Below are 20,141 nucleotides of genomic sequence, written 5' to 3'. Positions count from 1 at the left end.
CCAAAGCGTATCAAAAATGTAACTTCCGTTCTTAAACAAAGATTTCAATAATACACGGGAGTAAAAGGAAATTAATTAAAAAAGGGGACAGTTCTATGAAAAAGTTGTTTTTGTGCTCGTCTTTTCAGGATGTTGCGAAATTTTTGCCAGAGTTTATCCCAAATGACTTGGAGGGAAAGACCGTCACATTTATTCCGACTGCCGCTTTACATGAGAAGGTCAATTTTTTTGTAAAGTCCGGTAAAAAAGCTTTAGAAAAAATGGGGCTAACGGTAGATGAACTGGAGGTTACGACAGCAACTCCATCTGAAATTATTGAAAAGCTGCAAAAGAACGATTTTATTTATGTTTCGGGTGGGAATACGTTCTTTTTGCTTCAGGAACTGCGCAGAGTTGGTGCAGATAAGCAAATCGTTGAGCAAATAGAAGCTGGAAAGCTATACATTGGGGAATCAGCCGGTTCCTTGATTTTGGCTCCCAACATTGAATATGTAAAACAGATGGATGATTGCAAAGAGGCTCAAGAATTAACAAGTTTTGATGCTCTAAATGCAGTCGGATTTTATCCTTTGCCGCATCAAAATAGTTTCCCGTTTCAAAAAGTAGTAGAAAAAATTGTTGCGAATTACAATGAAAAAATACCGTTAAAGACAATTACAAATGCGCAGGCCATCCTTGTGGACGGCAGCGACGTTAAAATTGTGGGATAAAAGACCAAGGCAGTAATTTTTCGCTTTGCTGAAAAGGGCTGATGCAGATAGAATCCCGGGGAGAGATAGAAATGAAGGTTTTGGTAAGCGCTTGTTTGGTAGGCGAAAACTGTAAATACAACGGTGGCAATAATTACGATGAACAGGTAATGGAGTTCTTAAAGGGGAAAGAAGCGATTCTTATTTGCCCCGAGTTATTAGCTGGTTTAGGAGCACCGCGTAATAGCTGTGAAATTGTAAATGGACGAGTGTTTGATAATCAAGGTAACGACTTGGACGAGGCTTTCCGGGAAGGGGTTCGGCTTTCCCTTCAAAAAATAGGGGATGGGACAATCGATTTGGCCATTCTTCAGCCAAGGAGCCCAACCTGTGGCGTTCACCAAATCTATGACGGTACCTTTACTGGTAAGCTGATACCCGGGCAAGGCGTATTTGCCGCTGAATTAATCAAAAATGGTGTTCGGGTGATTGAGCCCTCGGAACTACAAACGATCCCCGAAGAGTGAGTTTGCAGTTTTCCAGTTCTGGCGGGAGTTGGAGGTAACTATTGGTAATTGCATATTTACTATTGTGGAGGGGCTAGACTGTCTTTATAATGGAAATAAATCCAATGTAAAATAATCCATGGAAAAAGACGGTATGACTGCGCTAACAAGTCAGGCCCAAACTGCAAGAGGAGAAATGTAATGAAAAAGCGACCTGTATGGGGAAAATGCTTAGCCGCGCTAATGACCGCCGTAGTACTGGTGCTGTCAGCAGTTCCGGCAGGGGCACAGCAAAGCACAGCAGCTCACACGCTAATGATGGACACCAGAAGCTACCAAATGGCACCCGGTAATCTTTACGATGTTAGGGTGGCCGTTAGCGGTACGAACACCAGCCAGTCGGATGTACGGGTCTATTCTTCTCGTGACTCCGTGGCAAAGGTAAGCCGCATTGCCGGAACAGATCGCTACCGTGTTACTGCACTGCGGGAGGGAACGACCTATATTACCTCTGAGGTGTATGGTGTTCACGCCTCGGTGCGGGTTACGGTTACAAAGGGCGTAAAACAGCAAGGGGAAGCGTGCAGAGCGATTACTGTAATTGGAACAGCCTCTTCCCAAACAGAAATGCGCGCTGTATGGATTCCCTACATGAGCCTTGATATGAGCTCACAGGCAGACCATAGCGAGGCAGCGTTCCAAAAAAGGTACGATTCACTGCTTGCTCAAGCGAAAAATAGCGGGATGAATACCGTGATTGTTCATGTGCGTCCCTTTGGGGATTCTTTGTACCCGTCTTCTTATTACCCATGGTCGCACTTGCTTACCGGTACACAGGGGCAAGCACCGGGGTATGACCCACTTGCTTATATGGTTCAGGCAACTCACCGTGCGGGCCTGAAATTCCATGCTTGGGTGAATCCGCTACGCATTTCGCTGAAATCGTTACCAAGCTCTTTTTCTTCGGATAACCCTGCGGTACAGTGGAAAAATGATTTCTCCAAATCGAATTGGACAATGAGCTGGAACAGCGAATGGTATTATAACCCCGGTGTCGCTGAGGTGCGTGACCTTATTACATCCGGTGTGCGAGAAATTGTTCAAAACTATGACGTAGACGGCGTTCAGTTCGATGATTATTTTTACCCCACAACCGCCACTTCGATAGATAGTGAATCGTATCAAGCAAGCGGAAGTTCTCTGCCGGTGCTCGACTGGCGCCTACAAAATATTAACACCCTGGTTTCTCAGGTATACACAGCGGTAAAGCAAACAAAGCCCAACGTATTGTTTGGAATCTCCCCACAGGCAAATCTTCAAAACAACCGGAATATGGGTGCTGATGTTGCCACTTGGGGAAGCCAAACCGGGTATGTGGATTACCTTTGCCCGCAGCTCTATGTGAACTCTAGCCATACAGTAATGCCGTTTGAATCTACGGCGGCAACATGGCGCAAGCTGGTATCGAACCAAAATGTAAAGCTGTATTTTGGCCTGGCGTTGTATAAAGCTGGCTCAAATGTGGATGGCGGCACATGGTTAACGCCTAGCTCTGTTATGGCATACCAGATTCAGAAGAGCAGAGGCCTTGCTTCCAATGGCTTTATGTTGTATTCCGCGGCCTATTTAGAGAACAGCCAGACCCGTACTGAAATGGATCAAGTAAAAAAGCTGCTTCGATTATCTTAAGCAGCGTGTAAAAAAGAGGAGCGGTTTTATAACCGCTCCTCTTTTTTAGCCTTATATCATAGAATATAAACTAGGTATTGAAGTGCATATACTTACGTGAAATCTTCCGGTAGCTAATTAAAGATGTTTTAAGTTAACCAGCATGTTATGAGAAAAAAACGAATACAGTATAAGTAATCGTTTAAAAAGAGTAAAAGGTATAGCTAATAGCTATAACAGTGTATAGAGAATAAGAGTTACCATATATGTTTACTTATATATTATAATGAGGTTAACAAAAGTATTAGGGAGGGCTTCACAATGAGCAAAAGATTCCACACGGTCGGTAGTTTACTGCGCCCCCAAAACCTATTGGGCTACAAACATCAAATCGAAGAGCGGGATGACATTACGTACCCATTCTACTCCGATTTTGAAGGCTATGAGCAATGCGAGCTTGAGGCAACCAAAGAGGTTGTAAAACAGCAAATACAGCATGACCTTGTGATAATAACAGACGGTGAGTATTCAAAATCGATGTGGCATCTGGATTTTGTTTGGGGCTTTGAAGGCGTGAGCCGCTATATTGCAGACCATGGCTATTTCTTCCGAGATAAAGACGACACCCAAAAATACGAAACACGCCGTGACATTGGGTTGCGCATTACTGCGCCCCTAAGCGGTAAGAACCACCATTTCATAGAGGTGTTTAAGCGTTTGCAATCCATTGCAGGAGAAAAAGAAACAAAGCTTTGCATCCCCTCGCCATCCCACATTTTCGGGGAACTCTCTTGGTCGGATAATATTGGTGGGAAAGATTCCGTCTATGCTACCACGCAGGAGCTTAAAGCGGGTTTAGTAAAGGCATACAACGAGTTTATTGCGGAGTTTGCCGCAGCAGGCGGGAAGATTTTGCAGATGGATGATTGCTTGTGGGAGCTTTTTGCAGACGACAATCCCAATTCCCCTTACACGGGAGAGAATGTGGATCAAGCTACGGTTCATGCCTTGGCATCCGAGTTTATCGACATTAACAATACCGTGATTGATTATGGGCACAGTCTTGGCCTGCAAATGTGGACGCATAACTGCCGCGGCAATTACGATTCCCGCAATATGGGAGGCGGTTCGTACCTCAAAATTGCGAATCTGTTCTTAAAGCAGCTCAAATATGACCGCTTCTTCTTAGAGTGGGATGACGACAGAGCAGGCTCTTTGGAGGCACTCGCCGTATTCCAAGAAAAACCAAATACCGACATTGTGCTTGGTTTGCTTTCCAGTAAAACGAATACGCTGGATGATGAAGAGCGTGTATTGCGTTTGCTCAATGAGGCAGCGCAAATCATCCCAAAAGAGCGTCTATTGTTATCTCACCAGTGTGGATTTGCCTCCTGCGACTGCGGCAATGAGCTCACACATGAAGAGCAGTGGGCGAAAATTGACCAAGGCCAGAAAATAGCCCTAGCATTTTGGGGAGAATAATTTAAAAATTTAATCTATGATACAAAAAAAGCTGGGTTTCTTTTTTTAAAGGAAACCCAGCTTTTTATGAACTGAAACACTTTGGTTAATAATAAAAACGTATAAATTTAATGTTGTAAAAATCGCATGCCAAAAGGTCATCCGAATCCGATTCGTTAATTAGAATATAGTTTGCGCCAACACCCAGCAATGTGCCCGTGCGGTCTGTCATGGTATTTGTGCCAAGCAAAAATTCAACGCGAACCCGGCGCCCAATTTGGGTGCGCAGGAATCCGTTTAAATATTGCAGGCTTTCTACTGTCATTGGCATGGGCTGTGTTAGGTCTGTAATTGCACCGGAAAAGCTCTCTGGTGGAGAGTTGGGTACAAACCCTGTCGGACCGGTGGTAGCTCCCTGCGTAAGTGACGCAGAGGGAGATGCGCCAGCGGGTTGTTGAAAATCTACCTGCTGGTATGGTGTAGTGGTAATTTGGGGAGTCATATTGGGCATGGTCTGTGGCGGGATTTGAGCCGCCATTTGAGCCTGCGCACTCGTGGTGGGCTGCATATTTTGTGCAGCGGCCTGCGGCCATCCACCCATTCCGCAGGATGGGCAAGGGCCAGATTGGGAATAAACCGCACTGTACCCCATGTTTGGTTGATTCATGGTGTCGTCACCTCATTATGTGAGTTTGTATTTTTCTGTGGGCGCGTAAAAGCAATGCTGATAAATATGGCTGTAAAAGGCACCAACGCCTCCGGGTGGGAATGAACTTGGGCAGGTAGGACGAAATGGATTAAAGTAGAATAGGCTGTTGCCTATGCCGGAAAATAAATCGCCAGCAATAATTGCGTCTGCGATTTCGTAGTGAATCTCTTCTGGATCCATATTATAGATATTTTGTGCGTTGTATTGTCCTCCTACCGTTGTCATCATGCAAGTAAACTGGCCGGGTTGTTCAATGATGTTACGGATGCTGCCGCCTTGGCTGACTCGAAAAAATTCGCCGTATGGAACGTTGGCTCTATTTGCCACTACGGTAGCTACCGCTTTCATTCCGGTATCGCCTTCGCCACCGGCTTCGCATTTTATCAGCCTTGCGAGCAATTCTCTTTCATTATAGGGCATATAGCTCATTCCTTGTTTGATACAATTTGCGAAAAATAGCCTTAACACAGTATATGGTTGTACTTTGATTCTGACACAAAATACTTTTTTAGCAGCAAACCCACATAAACCGCAGTGGAAGAATTATACTAATCAGTACCGTAATCTCATTTTTTGAATCAAAATGGATGCGGTTATAGGCATATGGCAAATTTTGCGTTTTACAGTTAGCAAAGAAAAGAGGGGGAGCATGAAAACCATTGTATTGTGTGGTAAACAGAGCGATACGGCTCTTTCGCAGGTGCTGCTCAAAGCTCTGTGCCGGCATGGTCGGGTGCAGTATTTTAACGGAACGTATTTGAAAAGTATTCCCGGTGAAGCGCCGGGCGTTTTTTGTATTTACGATTGCGAAAGACTGCCAGTGATCAACACACCAAACACCATTTTAGTGTTCAAAAACAGCTTTACACCCAGCGCGGGGAAAAGAGAGCTCCCTTATGGAATATCTGCTGTGTTTAGTTCGCGCTGTGAAAAGGCAGCCGAACAGCTTTTGGGCGAACCTGTGATTCCGGTGGCATGCGGTACTTCTTCCAAAGATACGCTCAGTGTTGCCAGCCTTACGGATGGTAGCGCTTGTGTAAGCCTTTTGCGAAGCTTATGTACCCTTACCGATGAAATCTTAGAGCCAAAAGACATTACCGTGGTTTTGCAAAATGAAATTGGAACGTATTCGTTGCTGGCTGCCTGCGCTGTATGCCTATTGTGTGGCATCGATTCAGAAAATGGATATTTTTTTTAATATTACAAAAAATTGTCAGTTATAAAAAATGTTTGATGGCACACAATAACTTTGCAGACGCACAAAGAGTTTTACAAAAAATTATTTAAAAAAAAGATTAGGAGTGTATTTTATTATGGCAAGCAATAAGAATGTTGTTCCTCAGGCTCGTGAGGCACTGAATAAGTTTAAGATGGAAGCTGCTTCTGAAGTTGGCGTAAACCTCAAGCAGGGTTACAACGGCGATTTAACATCCAGAGAAGCTGGCTCCGTTGGCGGCCAGATGGTTAAGAAAATGATCCAGTCCTATGAGCAGAACATGAAATAAAATCTGCTAAATGAAAGGAGCCTCATATCCAACCGGATATGAGGCTCCAATTTTTTAAGGAGGAGAGGTTTTTAAAAACAAATCAATCATTCTTAGCTTTCATAATCTTCTCGAATGCGCTGAAGGTCCGATTCGGAATCTGCTTTAATCCCGGTTGCGAGTAATAGTTGGTCGGTTTGTGGAAGAGAAGAAACATCCACGTCTATTATCTCAAACGGGGTATTCTCTTCGTTTTTAAAAATCCCGATTTTACCGTCATAGCTCCTCACCCAAAAGCCGCCCTGCTGGCTCGCCATGGCAGGCAGGTTACCGTTTTCTTGACTTGATGGGGCATTTGAGGTAAAATGAATCTGATTTTCTGCTGCAGAAGGGGCGAGATTGCCGCTCACCTGAGGACTGAAATGTGCAATCAGCATCAGGCCGACCAGGACCAATACGGTACACACGGCAAGACTGACGAATTTTTTCAAAAGGAATCACCTCAGCGATAGTATTAGTTCATGATGGGAAATTTATACATATCTGCAAGAATATCGGTATTTTGTGCCATCCTATAGATAGGGAACGGTTCCGGGCACAGTATAAGAACAGCAAAAGGAGGTGACCGCCTATGAGAAAAACCGATTTAAACAAGTACGTTGGTGCACCAGATACCAGCCGAGCCGGGAGTGCATCCATCGCCGCGCGCATTGCTGCAAGGGGAGTTGGCAGTATAGTGGCGGTTCTGGCAGTTGCCGGAGTAATTGTACTGGTTTTTTTAATCTCTTTTGTCATGAGTTTTCGCAATGAATCCATCAAAATGGATCTCAATAATTTAAAACTCAATTACACCAGCTTTATTTATGTGAATAACGAGTCGGATCAACCGGTGGAATACCAGCGGCTTTACAGCTCTGAGAACCGCATTTGGGTCGATTACGATAAAATTCCCAAAGACATGAAGAATGCGATGGTTGCAATTGAAGACAAGCGCTTTATGGAACATAACGGGGTAGATTGGCGCCGCACAGCCGGTGCAGTTACCACGCTGTTTACCAAGGGTGGCAGCTACGGTGGGTCTACAATTACACAGCAACTGGTAAAAAACATTACTGGCGATAACGAGGTAAGCCTCACCCGTAAGGTGAAGGAGATTTTTCGTGCCGTGAATTTGGACTCCCGTTATTCGAAGGAGCAAATTCTGGAGGCATACCTTAATGTAGTCAACTATGGCAGCGGGTGCCAGGGAGTACAGGCGGCTGCAAACCTGTATTTTGATAAAGACATCAGCCAGGCTACGCTCGCTGAGTGTGCGTCCATAGCGGCGATTACCCAGAATCCGTACAAGTACAATCCGCTTAATTTTCCAGAGAATAATAAAAATCGCCAGCAAATTGTTCTCAAAGAAATGCTCGACCAGCAAATGATTAGCCAAGATGAATACAACACAGCCATGGGGGACTCGAACCACATGGTGTTCGTGGGCAATAAAAACGAGAATGTAGTCAACGACTCACCGGTATGGAACTGGTATGTGGATGCTATGTTCGAGGATATTGTAGAAGACCTGCAGGCGACTCAGGGCATTTCGAAAGAAAAGGCCGTTTATATGATGTACCACGGCGGCCTTAAAATTTACAGCGCTATGGACCCGAAAGCGCAAAGGGTGGCAGAGGAGGTTGTCTCCGGCAACGGCATGCCGTCTGATAAAAAAATACAGTTGGGCTATTATATGATGGACTACAATGGGCGTGTGCTTGCCACCATTGGCCGCCGCGGTGAGAAAACCGGCAACCGCCTTTTAAGCTACGCGACAGACAGCCAGCGACAGCCCGGTTCCTCCATTAAGCCAATTGCTTCCTATGGCCCGGCAATTGACATGGGAGTTATCAATTATTCCTCCATTTTACCAGATGAGCCAGTAGACAATTATTTTGGCCCTGGAAAACCCGGCCCGAATAACTGGTATCGTAAATTTTATGGTTCCATTACGGTGCAGCGCGCGTTAGAAATTTCTTCCAATGCCGCCGCCGCACGTCTTGTAAAGAAAATTACCCCCAGCGTTTCGTATCGCTTTTTAACCGAGCAGCTTCACTTCACGCATTTAAACCCTAAAACGGATAGCGTGCAGATTTCGGCGATGGCAATTGGTGGTATGAATGGTGGTGTAACAGTAAAAGAAATGACCGCTGCTTACCAAATGTATGGCAACGGCGGCAAATACTTCAAACCGTTTACCTATTACTATGTGGAAGACCACGATGGGAATGTGATACTGGACAACCGTCAGAATGCGGGAACACAAGTGATTAAATCCTCTACGGCGACCATTATGAACCGTGTTTTACGTACCGTTGTATATGGTTCAGAGGGTACCGGTGGCGGAGCCGCCGTAAGCGGTTGGGAGGTATTCGGTAAAACCGGTACAACCGACGAAGATAAGGACAGCTGGTTTGTAGGCGGTACTGCTCAGTGTGTTGCTGGCATTTGGACGGGATATGAAACGCCAAAGTCTCTGTCTTATAACCAAAAAGAAAACTATACCCGGTATGCCACGAAAATCTGGAAGAGCATTATGACCCAGTATTTAGACGGAAAGCAGAAGGTGTCTTTCCCCACAGATTCCAATGTAGTTTCTGCAACCTTCCGTACCGATAACGGAAAGCTCTCTGGTGCAAATGTCGGTGTTGCTACGAAAACCGGTTGGTATGAACGTGGCAACATGCCAGAGGTAGACACCAGTCCACCAATAAATTCGGAGGTTAATTCCGAGGTGATTTCCGAGCCGGAGAATTCCGAACCAGAGAATTCACAAGGAGAATCGCAAGAGGAGTCCACTCCAGAAACAAGCTCTAAGCCGGACTGGGAACCATCAAAGCCATCGAAACCGGAAAATCCGCAGTCGTCTGCGCCCTCGTCCCATTCGCCTGCAAATGGGAATCACCCAGGGCAGGACAACAACGGCCTTTGGCTTCCGCCAGATACGTAAAAGAGCTCCGCAGAATAACAACGTAATCGCTAAAAGCGCCTGAAAAGAGATTTTTCAGGCGCTTTTTTTCCATTCCTTTGCATTGCTTCGTCAAAGCGTACTGCTTTTTTAAAAGTAAGATTCAGATTTTTACACTTTTTCCTATTGAAATGTACGTCGGAAAATGATAAACTGTATTTTATTACAATACAATAGTTCGTGGGTGGTGGACAATGAAAGAGTCAACTTTTTTTCTGGTGGATAAAAAGGTTCTGCCAAAGGTGTATTCCAAGGTTGTGGAAGCCAAGCAGTATATTATGAACTCTGAAGCCGCCAGCACGTCTGAAGCGGCACGGATGGCAGGAATCTCACGCAGTGTATTTTACAAATACAAAGACTCCGTGTACCCGTATCAGCCAGAGGCGACCAACCGTATTTTAACTATTCAAGCGGTGCTGTTTGACCGCCCCGGTGTTTTAATGTCGCTGGTGTCTGAGTTTTACGGAGCGGGAGCCAATATTTTAACCATTAATCAGAACATTCCGGTTGGTGGGAAAGCAATGGTTTCCATCTCAGCCCGCATTAACAATATGCTTGGGACCATAGACGAATTGCTTGCGCTGCTTCGCAATGTGGAGGGCGTGTGCAGTATCGACAACATTACAGACCAATAAATCGAATTATGCTATTGAAATGAATCCTGTGGCTTTCAAGTGGCTTTTTAAAAAGGTTCTTTCCCTGCTATGTAGGATGGAGGAACAACTTACAGGGAAAATTAGATAAGGGGTGTGGATAAAGTGGTAGAAATCGCAATTATGGGGTATGGTGTAGTTGGCTCTGGTGTGGCAGAGGTACTAACCAACCATACAGAAAATATTGCAAAACGTGCAAAAGAAGAAATACGAATCAAATACATTCTGGATTTAAAAGAATTCCCTGAGGATCCGCTGGCGGATCGTTTTACAAAATCATTTGACGATATTTTGAATGATCCGGATGTAAAAGTGGTAGTTGAGGTTATGGGTGGCCTGCACCCGGCATATGATTTTGTGCGCAGCTGCCTGTTAGCAGGTAAGAATGTGGTTACCTCCAATAAAGAGCTGGTAGCGGCAAAGGGCGCCGATTTACTTGCGCTGGCACAAAAGCAAAATTTGAACTTTTTGTTTGAAGCAAGCGTTGGCGGCGGTATCCCGATTATTCGCCCCATGAGCCAGTGCCTTGCGGCGAACGATGTCATTGAGATTGATGGCATCCTCAATGGAACCACTAACTTTATATTGACAAAAATGATTCGTGACCAAATGGATTTTGAAGATGCTTTGGCACTTGCGCAGAAGCTTGGCTATGCAGAGCGCAACCCCGCCGCAGACGTAGAGGGCATGGATGCCTGCCGCAAAATTTGCATTTTGGCTTCCTTGGCATTCGGCAAGCATGTGTACCCCGACCAGGTTCACACAGAGGGAATCACCAAAGTCACTTTGGCAGACGTGGAGTACGCAGAGGTTTGGGGCGGTGTCATCAAGCTGATTGGCCGTGTAAAGATTCTGGAAAACGACCAGATTCATATTATCGTTTGCCCCATGTTTGTTCCTCGCAGCAGCCAGCTAGCCACTGTGGATGATGTGTTCAACGGCATTCAGGTGCGCGGCGACTCCATTGGCGATGTTGTGTTCTATGGCAAGGGAGCCGGTAAGCTGCCTACCGCCAGTGCAGTAGTAGGTGATGTGATTGATTGTGTGCGTCACTTTAAAGCACGCAAGTACCTCTATTGGGAAGATGCCGTGCCGAACTATGTGCGCGATTACCGTGAGGATACCGTTGCTTTTTATGTGCGTGGAAAATTTGAGGATGCTGCTTTTGCATTGGGTCAGGCTGAGGGCGTATTTGGAGCCGTTCGCCAGCTTGTGCGTAAGGGAGCAGAAAAAGATGAGTTTGCTTTCGTAACAGAGCCAATGGTGGAGGAAGAATTCTTGCATTCGTTGGAAGTGATGAAGGGTGAAGGCATCGAGATTCTTTCCACCATGCGTCTTGGTGATTTTTAATTCTGTGATTCTATAGTTTTATTATATTGATTCTCTATTTTTAGAAAGAGGAAACCCCATTATGATTCGAATACAAGTACCGGCGACCAGCGCAAATTTGGGGTCCGGTTTCGATGCGCTGGGAATTGCCCTGAGCTTGTACAATCAGGTTTGGATGGAGCCAAGCGATACGCTTCAGATTTCCAGCAGAGATGCAACCGAAGTACCCCAAGATGAGCATAATTTAGTGTATTGGGCGGCAAAACGCTTATACGAGCGTTGCGGGCATAGCCTGCAAGGCATGCGGATCGAACAAGAAAATAACATTCCTATGGCGCGCGGCCTTGGTAGCAGTTCCGCTTGTATCGTAGCGGGCTTGCTGGGTGCCAATCATTTACTTGGGAATCCTTTGAATCAGCAGGAATTAATCGATTTTGCCGCTGAAATTGAGGGTCACCCTGACAATACCACGCCGGCGCTTTTAGGCGGCCTAGTTACCTCGGCGATGGAGCAGGGGAGAGTTTACAGCGTTAGCGTTCCGGTTTCCGATAAAATTCGGTTTGCGGTGTTTGTACCTCCCTTTGAGCTGAAAACGGAGAAAGCCCGTTCGGTTTTACCGAAGGAATATTCAAGGGAGGATGCGGTTTATAATCTATCGCGTTCTGCGTTGATGACGGCCTCTCTCTTCTCCGGTAATTTGGAAAACCTGCGTGTTGCGGTGCAAGACCGCATTCACCAGCCCTACCGAAAGGGGCTCATTGACCACTGTGATAAAGTATTCGATTTGTGCGAAACTCTTGGCTCACTTGGTACCTATGTGAGTGGTGCGGGCCCAACCATTATTGCAATGGTGGAGGCCGAGCAGGCACAGAACTTTGCACAACGTGCAAAAGCACGTATGGCTGAGTGGGGAGTAGCGGATTGGGAAATTTCAGTTCGCAGTGCAGAGGCACATGGTGCAAAAGTATTTGAAGAAGCCAGTAAAAACGAATGATTTCGCAATATATAATTATCTAATATTGGAGGACAGAACGTTATGAGCTTGATTGTTCAGAAATTCGGCGGCAGCTCCGTGGCAAACGCGGAACGTTTGCGCAACGTTGCCGACATCATCACCAAAACGTATTCCCAAAATAACGACGTAGTCGTTGTGGTTTCTGCGCAGGGGGATACAACGGATGATTTGATTGCCAAGGCAAAAGAGGTAAATCCTCGCCCGTCCAAACGTGAGATGGATATGCTGTTAACAGCCGGTGAGCAAATGTCTGCTTCGCTTCTCGCGATGACCATTGAGCAGATGGGCTTCCCGGTGGTATCTCTTCTTGGCTGGCAGGCTGGTTTTCAAACCGATACCGCCTATGGCTCTGCCCGCATTAAGCGCGTGGTGCCGGACCGCCTTAAGAAAGAGATTGATAAGCGGAACATCGTTATTGTTACAGGCTTTCAGGGTGTGAACCGCTACAACGACATGACCACGCTCGGCCGCGGCGGTTCCGACACAAGCGCAGTTGCCATTGCTGCTGTGTTGCACGCAGACCTGTGCCAAATTTATACGGACGTTGAGGGTGTATACACTGCCGACCCCCGTAAAATTCCCAATGCAAAGAAAATTGATGTGATTTCCTACGATGAAATGCTCGAGTTGGCTACTCTCGGCGCGCAGGTGCTGAACAACCGCTCTGTGGAAATGGCAAAAAAATATAATATTGAGCTGGAGGTTTTGTCCAGCTATAACCGGGTACCGGGTACGATTGTGAAGGAGGCAAGCAAAATGGAAAAAATGTTGATTAGCGGTATCGCAAAGGATAATGGGGTAGCTCGTGTAGCAATTATTGGTGTACCGGATCGCCCCGGTTTGGCGTTTAAGGTGTTTTCAAAGCTCTCTGCAAAGGGTGTTAATGTCGATATTATTCTGCAATCCATTGGTCGCAACGGCACTAAGGATATTAGCTTTACCGTTTCGGAAGACCACCTGCAAGCTACCATGGAGGTTCTTACCCCTTATGTAGAGCAGATTGGTGCTTCCAGCGTGGTATACGATGAAGACGTTGCCAAGGTTTCTATTGTAGGTGCCGGTATGGAAACACACCCCGGCGTAGCCGCTATGATGTTTGAATCCCTGTTTGAGTCCAACATCAACATTCAAATGATTTCTACCAGCGAAATTAAGATTTCAGTTCTGATTGAGCGTAAGGATGCCGATAAGGCGGTTGCGGCAATCCATAACAAATTCTTCCCCGAGGTCGTCGATCAATAAGCCTCCTTAAAATTTTTCTCTCTTTTTAGCGGGAAACAAATTTCATTATAAGAGCAGGAGCTAGCGCGGTTGCGCTAGCTCCTGTTTTTATGCTACAATATAATTGTAAATATATATAATTAAATATTAAATTATTAATTGATTTTGAATGAGGTAGGAGTATGATTTTTAATATATCCTTTATTAAGATGTTGATACTTGTCGGTTTAATGGCTCAATTGATATGGATGATGAGGCAAACATGAAAAAAGTATTGATTATTTTTATAGTTGAAAACATTTTTCTTTTTGTATTCTGTTATTTCACAATGGATTTAGGCCATTTGCTAGTGATTGATTATTTTTTATTAACGTTACTAATTGCTTCCTGGCTCATGTTTGCAATTCGTCTTTATAAGTTTCACAAGCGGTAAAGAACATGCAATGAAAGAAGGAGTTTTCACAACAGTGAAAACTCCTTCTTTCTATACTACTATGGTTGGGATTTTTGCTTATCTTTAAAACTTGTCTTCTTCTGTATCCATTTTGTAAGCAGGGAACCCACTATAAAAAGAAGAGAAGAACCGTTCGCAGGGTAAAAGGTGTAGAAAGGGTCGCGTAAAAAGTCAAAGCTTTCAGCAAAGCATAAATAACTCAATAAAGTAAGAAGCAAAGACAAAAGAAAATAAATTCCCGCCTGAGAAAATAGCTGCTTGACAGTGCTTTTTAAACGAAACTGCGTTAGAATCCCCATGGCAAAGCCGTAGAAATAAAAGCCAAAGAAAACAAAGGGCATGTAGAACAGCCAAATCCAGATCCATATAACATCGCTTTGCTTTGATATAAAAATACTGGTAATGGACAAAAACAGAAACAGTGAGTAAGAAACCTGAAAAAATCGGATACCTAAAAATGTCTTTTTTCTCTGCATCATTTCGTGCCTGCCTGCGAACGAAGTCGCTTCCATTTGCGTATTTTCCCACGAAAGGTTTGGAATGGGGCGGCCGAGTTAATGTGAATCCACCGAGCCAACGGCCAGTTTAATTTATCTCCCGTCCATCGTCGTGCGCCTTGCACAAATAATTCCTGCTCGGTTAGGTTTGTTACCCAACGTAAAAATGTATCTTTTTCCTTGGCAAAGCGCTCGCGAAGTTCCTGTAATGTAAGGCCTTCGCAATTGCGGTAAAAATCTGCATAAAGCTCGCCCAGTCGGTTCCATTTGTAACCGGGAGCAGGCATTTCGGGTATCTTGCCAGAAAGCTCTGTTTTATCCCAGCTCACCACCAGAGGGAGCCAGCCAATTTGGTAAGAAAGCATTTGCGCAGGGGTTTTATCCACACCCTCCAGTAAAAGGTCTTTGTCTTCCTCTGGTATCCCATCAAACTCGGTGATGAATAGCTGATATTTTTGCTCAATGGCTTCTAACAATTCATCTTTGTTTTTATAATCGTAGCTTGCCATAGAAGCCTCCTGTCCGTTACAGTTCGGGAGTTTGTCCGTAAATGCCCTGCACGACAACCTCACCGGAGTTGATTTCGATGCGTTCGCCGTCTTGCTTTTGCACGACCAGCTCGCCGCCCTCGGTAATGTCAACTGCTGTACCTATAATTTTTTGAAGCCCGCGGGTTGCGCCTACCGTACGGTTCAGGGAAACGCAGCTTTCTTTGTAGGCCTTCAGCCATTGGTTACTGCCTTGTACAAAGTATTCCTCATATAAGGCTTCAAATTCCTTTAGGATTTCTTGCAGTAAGGCCACGCGAGAAACCGTTGCCCCCGTTTCAAGCCGTAGCGAGGTTGCTTTTACCTTGAGCTCTTCGGGGAATTCCTCATCGTTTACGTTCACACCAATTCCAACTACTGCAAAATGAACACGGTCTATTTCGGCAGTCATTTCGGTTAAGATGCCGCAAACCTTTTTGCTGCCGATGACAATGTCGTTCGGCCATTTAATCATGGCATCGCACTCCGTTTGTGTGCGAATGGCGCGGCTTACGGCAAGTCCCGCCAGCAAAGTTAAGTTCGAAACCTGCGCGGGTGCGGCGTCTGGTCTTAGCAATATGGAAAACCAAAGGCCAGATTTCGGAGGGCTTTTCCAGGGGCGACCCAACCGACCTTTACCACCGTTTTGCTGTTCTGCTACAAAAACGGCACCATGTATCTCACCATTATGCGCCTGGCGTTTGGCTTCTTCATTAGTAGAATCGATTTCTGCAAACACGCTTACCCTTTGGCCAAACGCATTTGTTTTGAGTTCACCCTGTATTTCCGTAGGCGTGAGTGCATCGGAAGAATTCACAATGCGGTAGCCGCGGTTGGTTACCGATTCAATAACATAGCCGCTTTCCCGCAGGCTGTTGATGTTTTTCCATATGGCAGAGCGTGAAATCCCAAGCTTTCGGCTGAGTTCCTCGCCGGAAAGGTAATCTGTGCTTTCTTTTAAGTATTGAAGAATAATTTCTTCCTTTTTCATATTTCATTCTCCGTCCTTTTTCATACGCTTCTTTTTCCATTATAGCCCGTATGCCACTCAATAGGCAAGCATAGAACAGCAAACACAAGTATTTTCGGAAAATCATGGGACTTTTTTTCAAATAGTGTTATAATAAAGTACACCGAAATAATTACACGGTGCATGCAAGGATGGTGATGCGTGTGCTGGGGCAGCTGTAGAATCTGTACTTTCTCTTTTTGAGGAAGAGAATGGTTTTATGGTGCTTATCATGTTATAATATTAGAATAAAAAGGTACATTTAACGTAGTGTTTTACTCGTGTTAGAGATAAAATAGCGGGAGGGATACGGAATGGACATAAGACCCGGAGATGTTTTGCAAATGAAAAAGCCGCATCCCTGTGGCAGTAAGGAATTTTTAGTGCTTCGCGCCGGTATGGATTTTAAAATTCGCTGCAAGGGCTGTGGGCATGAGGTAATGGTACCAAGGTTGAAATGCGAAAAAAACATTAAGAAAATCTTGAGAGAAGAAACGCAAGATACATTGTAGCTACCAAACCAGTTCGAGCTGTTTTGTAGAATACAGGCAATAAAACAATAATTAAGGTGGTAGCTTACATGTTTGAAAATCTAACCGTGTTTGTAAACCGGCTGGAGGAGTTAAATCAGCGTATGTTCGACCCCGCCGTAGCGGCAGACGCAAAGGGGTATGCCGAGCTGATGAAGGAATATAAAAACCTGGAGCCTATTGTAGATAAGTACCGCGAGTATTTAAAAGCCGTTCAAACCGTACAGGAATCAACGGAAATGCTCGGGGAATCTGGTATTGACCGCGACATGAAAGAGATGATTCAGCAGGAGCTTGACGACGCCAAGCAGCAGATTGAAACAACGGCAGACGAGCTGAAAATTCTGCTTTTGCCGCGTGACCCCAACGATGACCGCAACGTCATTCTGGAAATTCGGGGCGGTGCAGGCGGAGAAGAGGCAGCTTTATTTTCGGCTCGGCTCTTCCGTATGTACAGCATGTATGCAACAAGACGTGGCTGGAAAACCGAGCTGCTAAATGTGAATGAAACAGAGCTTGGCGGGTATAAAGAAATTAGCTTTCAAATCACGGGTGACGGTGCGTATTCGCGCCTGAAATACGAAAGTGGCGTTCACCGCGTTCAGCGAGTGCCCGAAACCGAAACACAAGGGCGCATTCATACCTCAACCGCAACAGTAGCTGTATTGCCGGAGGTTGATGATGTGGAAATTGATATTAACCCCACCGACTTGCAAATTGATACCTACCGTGCCAGCGGTGCGGGCGGCCAGCATATTAATAAAACGGAATCGGCAATCCGCATAACCCACTTGCCCACAGGCACGGTGGTGGAATGCCAGGATGAGCGAAGCCAGTTTAAAAATAAAGACAAAGCAATGAAGGTTTTGCGCTCACGCTTATATGAAGCAAAGCAGAGAGAGCAGGATGCTCAGGTAGCACAGCAAAGAAAATCCCAAGTTGGCACAGGTGACCGCTCCGAGCGGATACGCACCTATAATTTCCCGCAAGGGCGGCTGACCGACCACCGTATCGGCCTTACGCTTTACCGGCTGGAAGAAGTACTCAACGGAGATATTGACGAAGTAATCGATGCGCTGATCACAGCGGACCGTGCCAGACAACTGGAAGAAACGATGGAACGTCAGGAGTATTAAGGCAAATTCATGGATGAGCAAAAAACAACTCTGCGCCTTTCGGCGAGCAGGGAACAAGAGATAAAAACGGCTGGCAGGCTGCTGAAAGAAGGCGGCCTTGTTGCCATACCCACAGAGACGGTTTACGGCCTTGCGGCAAATGCGCTCAATGGCAGGGCGGTTGCCGCTATTTTTGCTGCCAAAGGGCGGCCTATGGACAATCCCTTGATTGTTCATATATCTAAAATAGAACAATGGGCTCCCTTGGTAAATGAAATACCGCCGCGCGCAATGGAGCTGGCAAAGCAGTTCTGGCCGGGCCCACTTACCATCATTTTGCCAAAGTCTGCGTTGATTCCCGATGAGGTGAGTGCGGGGCAGGCAACGGTTGCAGTGCGTTTCCCCTCACACCCGGTTGCCCGTGCGGTGATTGATGCCGCAGGTGTGCCGCTGGCAGCGCCTTCGGCGAATCTATCCGGCAGCCCAAGCCCAACGGAAGCCCAGCACGTTCTGGCGGATTTAGATGGCAGAATTGATGCGATTTTAGATGGTGGTGCGTGTGATGTTGGGGTAGAGTCTACGGTAATTACCTTGGCGCAGGAGGTTCCACGCCTACTACGCCCGGGTGGTATTACACCGGAACAGCTGTCGCAGGTGTTAGGAGATGTTGAAGTTGACCCTGCGGTTCTCAATCCGCTTGCTGCCGGAGAAAAAGTTCTTTCACCTGGCATGAAGTATAAGCATTATTCTCCGCGAGCAAACGTAGTGTTAGTAAAAGGAACTCTTTCTGCTTATAGCGATTACGTGAACAGCCATGCCAAAGAGGGTGTATTTGCACTTTGCTACAATGGTGAGCAGGGCGCACTAAACGTTCCTGCGGTTGCCTACGGCGAGCAGGAGGATGCTTCGCAGCAGGCACGGCATTTGTTTGATGCACTTCGCAAACTCGATGAATTGGGTGCAAAGGTTGTTTATGCCCGCAGTCCGCGGCCAAGCGGTGTGGGCTTGGCAGTATATAACCGGTTGATACGCGCAGCGGGATTTGAGGTGGTAGAGCTTGGCTAACTCAGTGGTAATAGGCCTTACCGGGCCAACCGGCGCGGGAAAATCAACCGTGGCAGGCATTTTTGCCGAATTGGGCTGTGCGGTAATTGATTGCGACATAACCGCGCGGCAGGTGCTTGTGGACTGTAAGCCCTGTGTGCAGGAGCTTTGTGAGGAATTTGGGCAAGATATTATTACGGAAAGCGGCAGTGTTGACCGAGCGCTTTTGGCACGCCGCGCTTTTTCTACCCCAGAAAAGTCTCACCGGCTCAATGCAATTACTCACCCGTGGATTTTGCGTAGGGTAAAGGATGAAATAGAGCAATGGAAAGAAGCCGGTAAGGAGTTTATTATTGTGGACGCTCCCCTGCTGTTTGAAAGCGGTGCCGAAGCGTTTTGCGATAAAACCCTTGCAGTCATCACACCAATGCCATTGCGATTAGAGCGTATTATTCGTCGAGACCAAATTGACCGCGAAATGGCGCTTTCGCGAATTCGTGCCCAACAAGAGGATTCTTATTACACGCAGCGCTCGGATGCTACCCTGCGCGGTGAGGAAGAGCCTGGGGAACTGCGGCGGCAAATGGCCGCTCTTCTAGAAAGGTGGCGCAGATGAAAATCCTTTATGCAAACGGTAATAAGAGAAAAAAGAAGAAACGAGTTCTACCTGTTTTGCTGTTTCTGTTGTTTTTAACTGGAATTGGTTATTTTTGTCTGTCTCAGAGCTATGAAATTTTTAAGAAACAACAGTATCCACTGGCATATCAGGACATCATAGAGAAGGAAGCCAAAGAGAACGGATTGGAGCCTGCCCTGGTGTACGCCTTAGTAAAGGCAGAAAGCAATTTTGACGAAGATGCAAAATCTCGTGCGGGGGCAGTGGGGCTAATGCAAATTACGCCTAAAACGTTTCAATGGCTGCAAACGAAGCTTCCCGGGCAATCGGTCATGGATGAAAAGGCATTGTTAGACCCCAAAATCAATGTAAAGTATGGCTGTTACCTTTTGGCACTGCTCAAAACACTTTATACCGACCAAACAACGGTGCTGTGTGCCTACAATGCCGGTATTGGCTCGGTTGACCGCTGGCTAGCAGACCGTTCCATTTCGCCAGATGGTGTAAAGCTTGAGAAAATCCCATACCCAGAAACAGCGCACTATGCCAAAGCAGTCACGGAGAATTATAAAATCTATCAGGAATTATACGATTTTTAGTTCCTGTT

General features: G+C 46.0%; 21 protein-coding genes. 16 read left to right on the top strand and 5 right to left on the bottom strand.

Annotated elements, in window-relative coordinates; all coding sequences use genetic code 11:
* The first annotated feature begins 95 nt into the window (after positions 1-95).
* The 4 genes from CAN90_RS12845 to CAN90_RS12830 all read left to right on the top strand — a co-directional run bounded on the left by CAN90_RS12845 (position 96) and on the right by CAN90_RS12830 (position 4,345).
* The gene (locus tag CAN90_RS12845) at positions 96-710 is read left to right on the top strand and encodes a Type 1 glutamine amidotransferase-like domain-containing protein (RefSeq protein WP_085834195.1); all 615 of its coding nucleotides are present in this window, start codon (positions 96-98) and stop codon (positions 708-710) included.
* 71 nt (positions 711-781) lie between these two features.
* Positions 782-1,216: a 2-thiouracil desulfurase family protein gene (locus CAN90_RS12840; protein WP_085834194.1), complete on the top strand. Its 435-nt coding sequence runs from the start codon at positions 782-784 to the stop codon at positions 1,214-1,216.
* A 180-nt stretch (positions 1,217-1,396) separates the two neighbouring features.
* Positions 1,397-2,884 carry a glycoside hydrolase family 10-like protein gene (locus CAN90_RS12835; protein WP_085834193.1) on the top strand — a complete coding sequence of 496 codons (1,488 nt, stop codon included), beginning with the start codon at positions 1,397-1,399 and terminating at the stop codon, positions 2,882-2,884.
* A 300-nt stretch (positions 2,885-3,184) separates the two neighbouring features.
* Positions 3,185-4,345 carry a cobalamin-independent methionine synthase II family protein gene (locus tag CAN90_RS12830; RefSeq protein ID WP_085834192.1) on the top strand — a complete coding sequence of 387 codons (1,161 nt, stop codon included), beginning with the start codon at positions 3,185-3,187 and terminating at the stop codon, positions 4,343-4,345.
* Between the two features lie 85 nt (positions 4,346-4,430).
* Here CAN90_RS12830 and CAN90_RS12825 read toward each other — a convergent pair whose 3' ends face one another.
* Together CAN90_RS12825 and CAN90_RS12820 are read right to left on the bottom strand one after the other, a co-directional pair.
* Positions 4,431-4,991, bottom strand: coding sequence for a hypothetical protein (locus CAN90_RS12825; protein WP_242953658.1), 561 nt, complete (start codon positions 4,989-4,991; stop codon positions 4,431-4,433).
* Positions 4,992-5,006: 15 nt separating this feature from the next.
* Positions 5,007-5,453 carry a cell wall hydrolase gene (locus tag CAN90_RS12820; RefSeq protein WP_085834191.1) on the bottom strand — a complete coding sequence of 149 codons (447 nt, stop codon included), beginning with the start codon at positions 5,451-5,453 and terminating at the stop codon, positions 5,007-5,009.
* Between the two features lie 229 nt (positions 5,454-5,682).
* Between CAN90_RS12820 and CAN90_RS12815 the strand changes: the two genes are divergently transcribed.
* Together CAN90_RS12815 and CAN90_RS12810 are read left to right on the top strand one after the other, a co-directional pair.
* Entirely contained in the window at positions 5,683-6,231 is a 549-nt protein-coding gene (locus CAN90_RS12815) for a hypothetical protein (protein ID WP_085834190.1), read from the top strand.
* Positions 6,232-6,346: 115 nt separating this feature from the next.
* Positions 6,347-6,538, top strand: a complete 192-nt coding sequence (locus CAN90_RS12810) for an alpha/beta-type small acid-soluble spore protein (protein ID WP_085834189.1) — start codon at positions 6,347-6,349, stop codon at positions 6,536-6,538.
* Between the two features lie 92 nt (positions 6,539-6,630).
* Here CAN90_RS12810 and CAN90_RS12805 read toward each other — a convergent pair whose 3' ends face one another.
* Positions 6,631-7,008, bottom strand: a complete 378-nt coding sequence (locus CAN90_RS12805) for a hypothetical protein (RefSeq protein ID WP_085834188.1) — start codon at positions 7,006-7,008, stop codon at positions 6,631-6,633.
* A 140-nt stretch (positions 7,009-7,148) separates the two neighbouring features.
* Here CAN90_RS12805 and CAN90_RS12800 point away from each other — a divergent pair, with 140 nt between their 5' ends.
* The 5 genes from CAN90_RS12800 to CAN90_RS12780 all read left to right on the top strand — a co-directional run bounded on the left by CAN90_RS12800 (position 7,149) and on the right by CAN90_RS12780 (position 13,763).
* Positions 7,149-9,506 (top strand): transglycosylase domain-containing protein, encoded by a 2,358-nt coding sequence (locus tag CAN90_RS12800; protein WP_085834187.1) that lies wholly within the window; start codon positions 7,149-7,151, stop codon positions 9,504-9,506.
* A 212-nt stretch (positions 9,507-9,718) separates the two neighbouring features.
* Positions 9,719-10,159 carry an ACT domain-containing protein gene (locus CAN90_RS12795; protein ID WP_085834186.1) on the top strand — a complete coding sequence of 147 codons (441 nt, stop codon included), beginning with the start codon at positions 9,719-9,721 and terminating at the stop codon, positions 10,157-10,159.
* Between the two features lie 123 nt (positions 10,160-10,282).
* Positions 10,283-11,527: a homoserine dehydrogenase gene (locus tag CAN90_RS12790; RefSeq protein ID WP_085834185.1), complete on the top strand. Its 1,245-nt coding sequence runs from the start codon at positions 10,283-10,285 to the stop codon at positions 11,525-11,527.
* Between the two features lie 61 nt (positions 11,528-11,588).
* Positions 11,589-12,500 (top strand): homoserine kinase, encoded by a 912-nt coding sequence (thrB, locus tag CAN90_RS12785; RefSeq protein WP_085834184.1) that lies wholly within the window; start codon positions 11,589-11,591, stop codon positions 12,498-12,500.
* Positions 12,501-12,542: 42 nt separating this feature from the next.
* Positions 12,543-13,763, top strand: a complete 1,221-nt coding sequence (locus CAN90_RS12780) for an aspartate kinase (RefSeq protein ID WP_085834183.1) — start codon at positions 12,543-12,545, stop codon at positions 13,761-13,763.
* Positions 13,764-14,671: 908 nt separating this feature from the next.
* Here CAN90_RS12780 and CAN90_RS12770 read toward each other — a convergent pair.
* Both CAN90_RS12770 and CAN90_RS12765 read right to left on the bottom strand, forming a co-directional pair.
* Complete coding sequence (locus CAN90_RS12770) at positions 14,672-15,202, bottom strand: ClbS/DfsB family four-helix bundle protein (RefSeq protein ID WP_085834181.1); 531 nt, start codon at positions 15,200-15,202, stop codon at positions 14,672-14,674.
* Positions 15,203-15,218: 16 nt separating this feature from the next.
* Positions 15,219-16,211, bottom strand: a complete 993-nt coding sequence (locus CAN90_RS12765; protein WP_242953657.1) for a biotin--[acetyl-CoA-carboxylase] ligase — start codon at positions 16,209-16,211, stop codon at positions 15,219-15,221.
* Positions 16,212-16,543: 332 nt separating this feature from the next.
* On the opposite strand from CAN90_RS12765, the gene CAN90_RS12760 reads away from it, so the two are divergent.
* The 5 genes from CAN90_RS12760 to CAN90_RS12740 all read left to right on the top strand — a co-directional run bounded on the left by CAN90_RS12760 (position 16,544) and on the right by CAN90_RS12740 (position 20,133).
* Positions 16,544-16,741: a DUF951 domain-containing protein gene (locus CAN90_RS12760; protein WP_085834180.1), complete on the top strand. Its 198-nt coding sequence runs from the start codon at positions 16,544-16,546 to the stop codon at positions 16,739-16,741.
* 68 nt (positions 16,742-16,809) lie between these two features.
* Positions 16,810-17,895: a peptide chain release factor 1 gene (gene prfA, locus CAN90_RS12755; RefSeq protein WP_085834179.1), complete on the top strand. Its 1,086-nt coding sequence runs from the start codon at positions 16,810-16,812 to the stop codon at positions 17,893-17,895.
* Positions 17,896-17,904: 9 nt separating this feature from the next.
* Positions 17,905-18,939 (top strand): L-threonylcarbamoyladenylate synthase, encoded by a 1,035-nt coding sequence (locus CAN90_RS12750; protein WP_085834178.1) that lies wholly within the window; start codon positions 17,905-17,907, stop codon positions 18,937-18,939.
* Positions 18,932-19,534: a dephospho-CoA kinase gene (gene coaE / locus CAN90_RS12745; protein ID WP_085834177.1), complete on the top strand. Its 603-nt coding sequence runs from the start codon at positions 18,932-18,934 to the stop codon at positions 19,532-19,534. The genes CAN90_RS12750 and coaE overlap by 8 nt, the downstream gene beginning before the upstream one ends.
* Positions 19,531-20,133: a lytic transglycosylase domain-containing protein gene (locus CAN90_RS12740; RefSeq protein ID WP_085834176.1), complete on the top strand. Its 603-nt coding sequence runs from the start codon at positions 19,531-19,533 to the stop codon at positions 20,131-20,133. Before coaE ends, CAN90_RS12740 begins: the two co-directional genes overlap by 4 nt.
* Positions 20,134-20,141: the final 8 nt, after the last annotated feature.

It is taken from the genome of Clostridium merdae (genome assembly GCF_900176635.1).
Lineage (GTDB): Bacteria > Bacillota > Clostridia > Oscillospirales > Acutalibacteraceae > Faecalispora > Faecalispora merdae.
The sequence above is the reverse complement of the archived record's forward strand: the minus strand, read 5'-3'. Positions and strand labels throughout refer to the sequence as shown.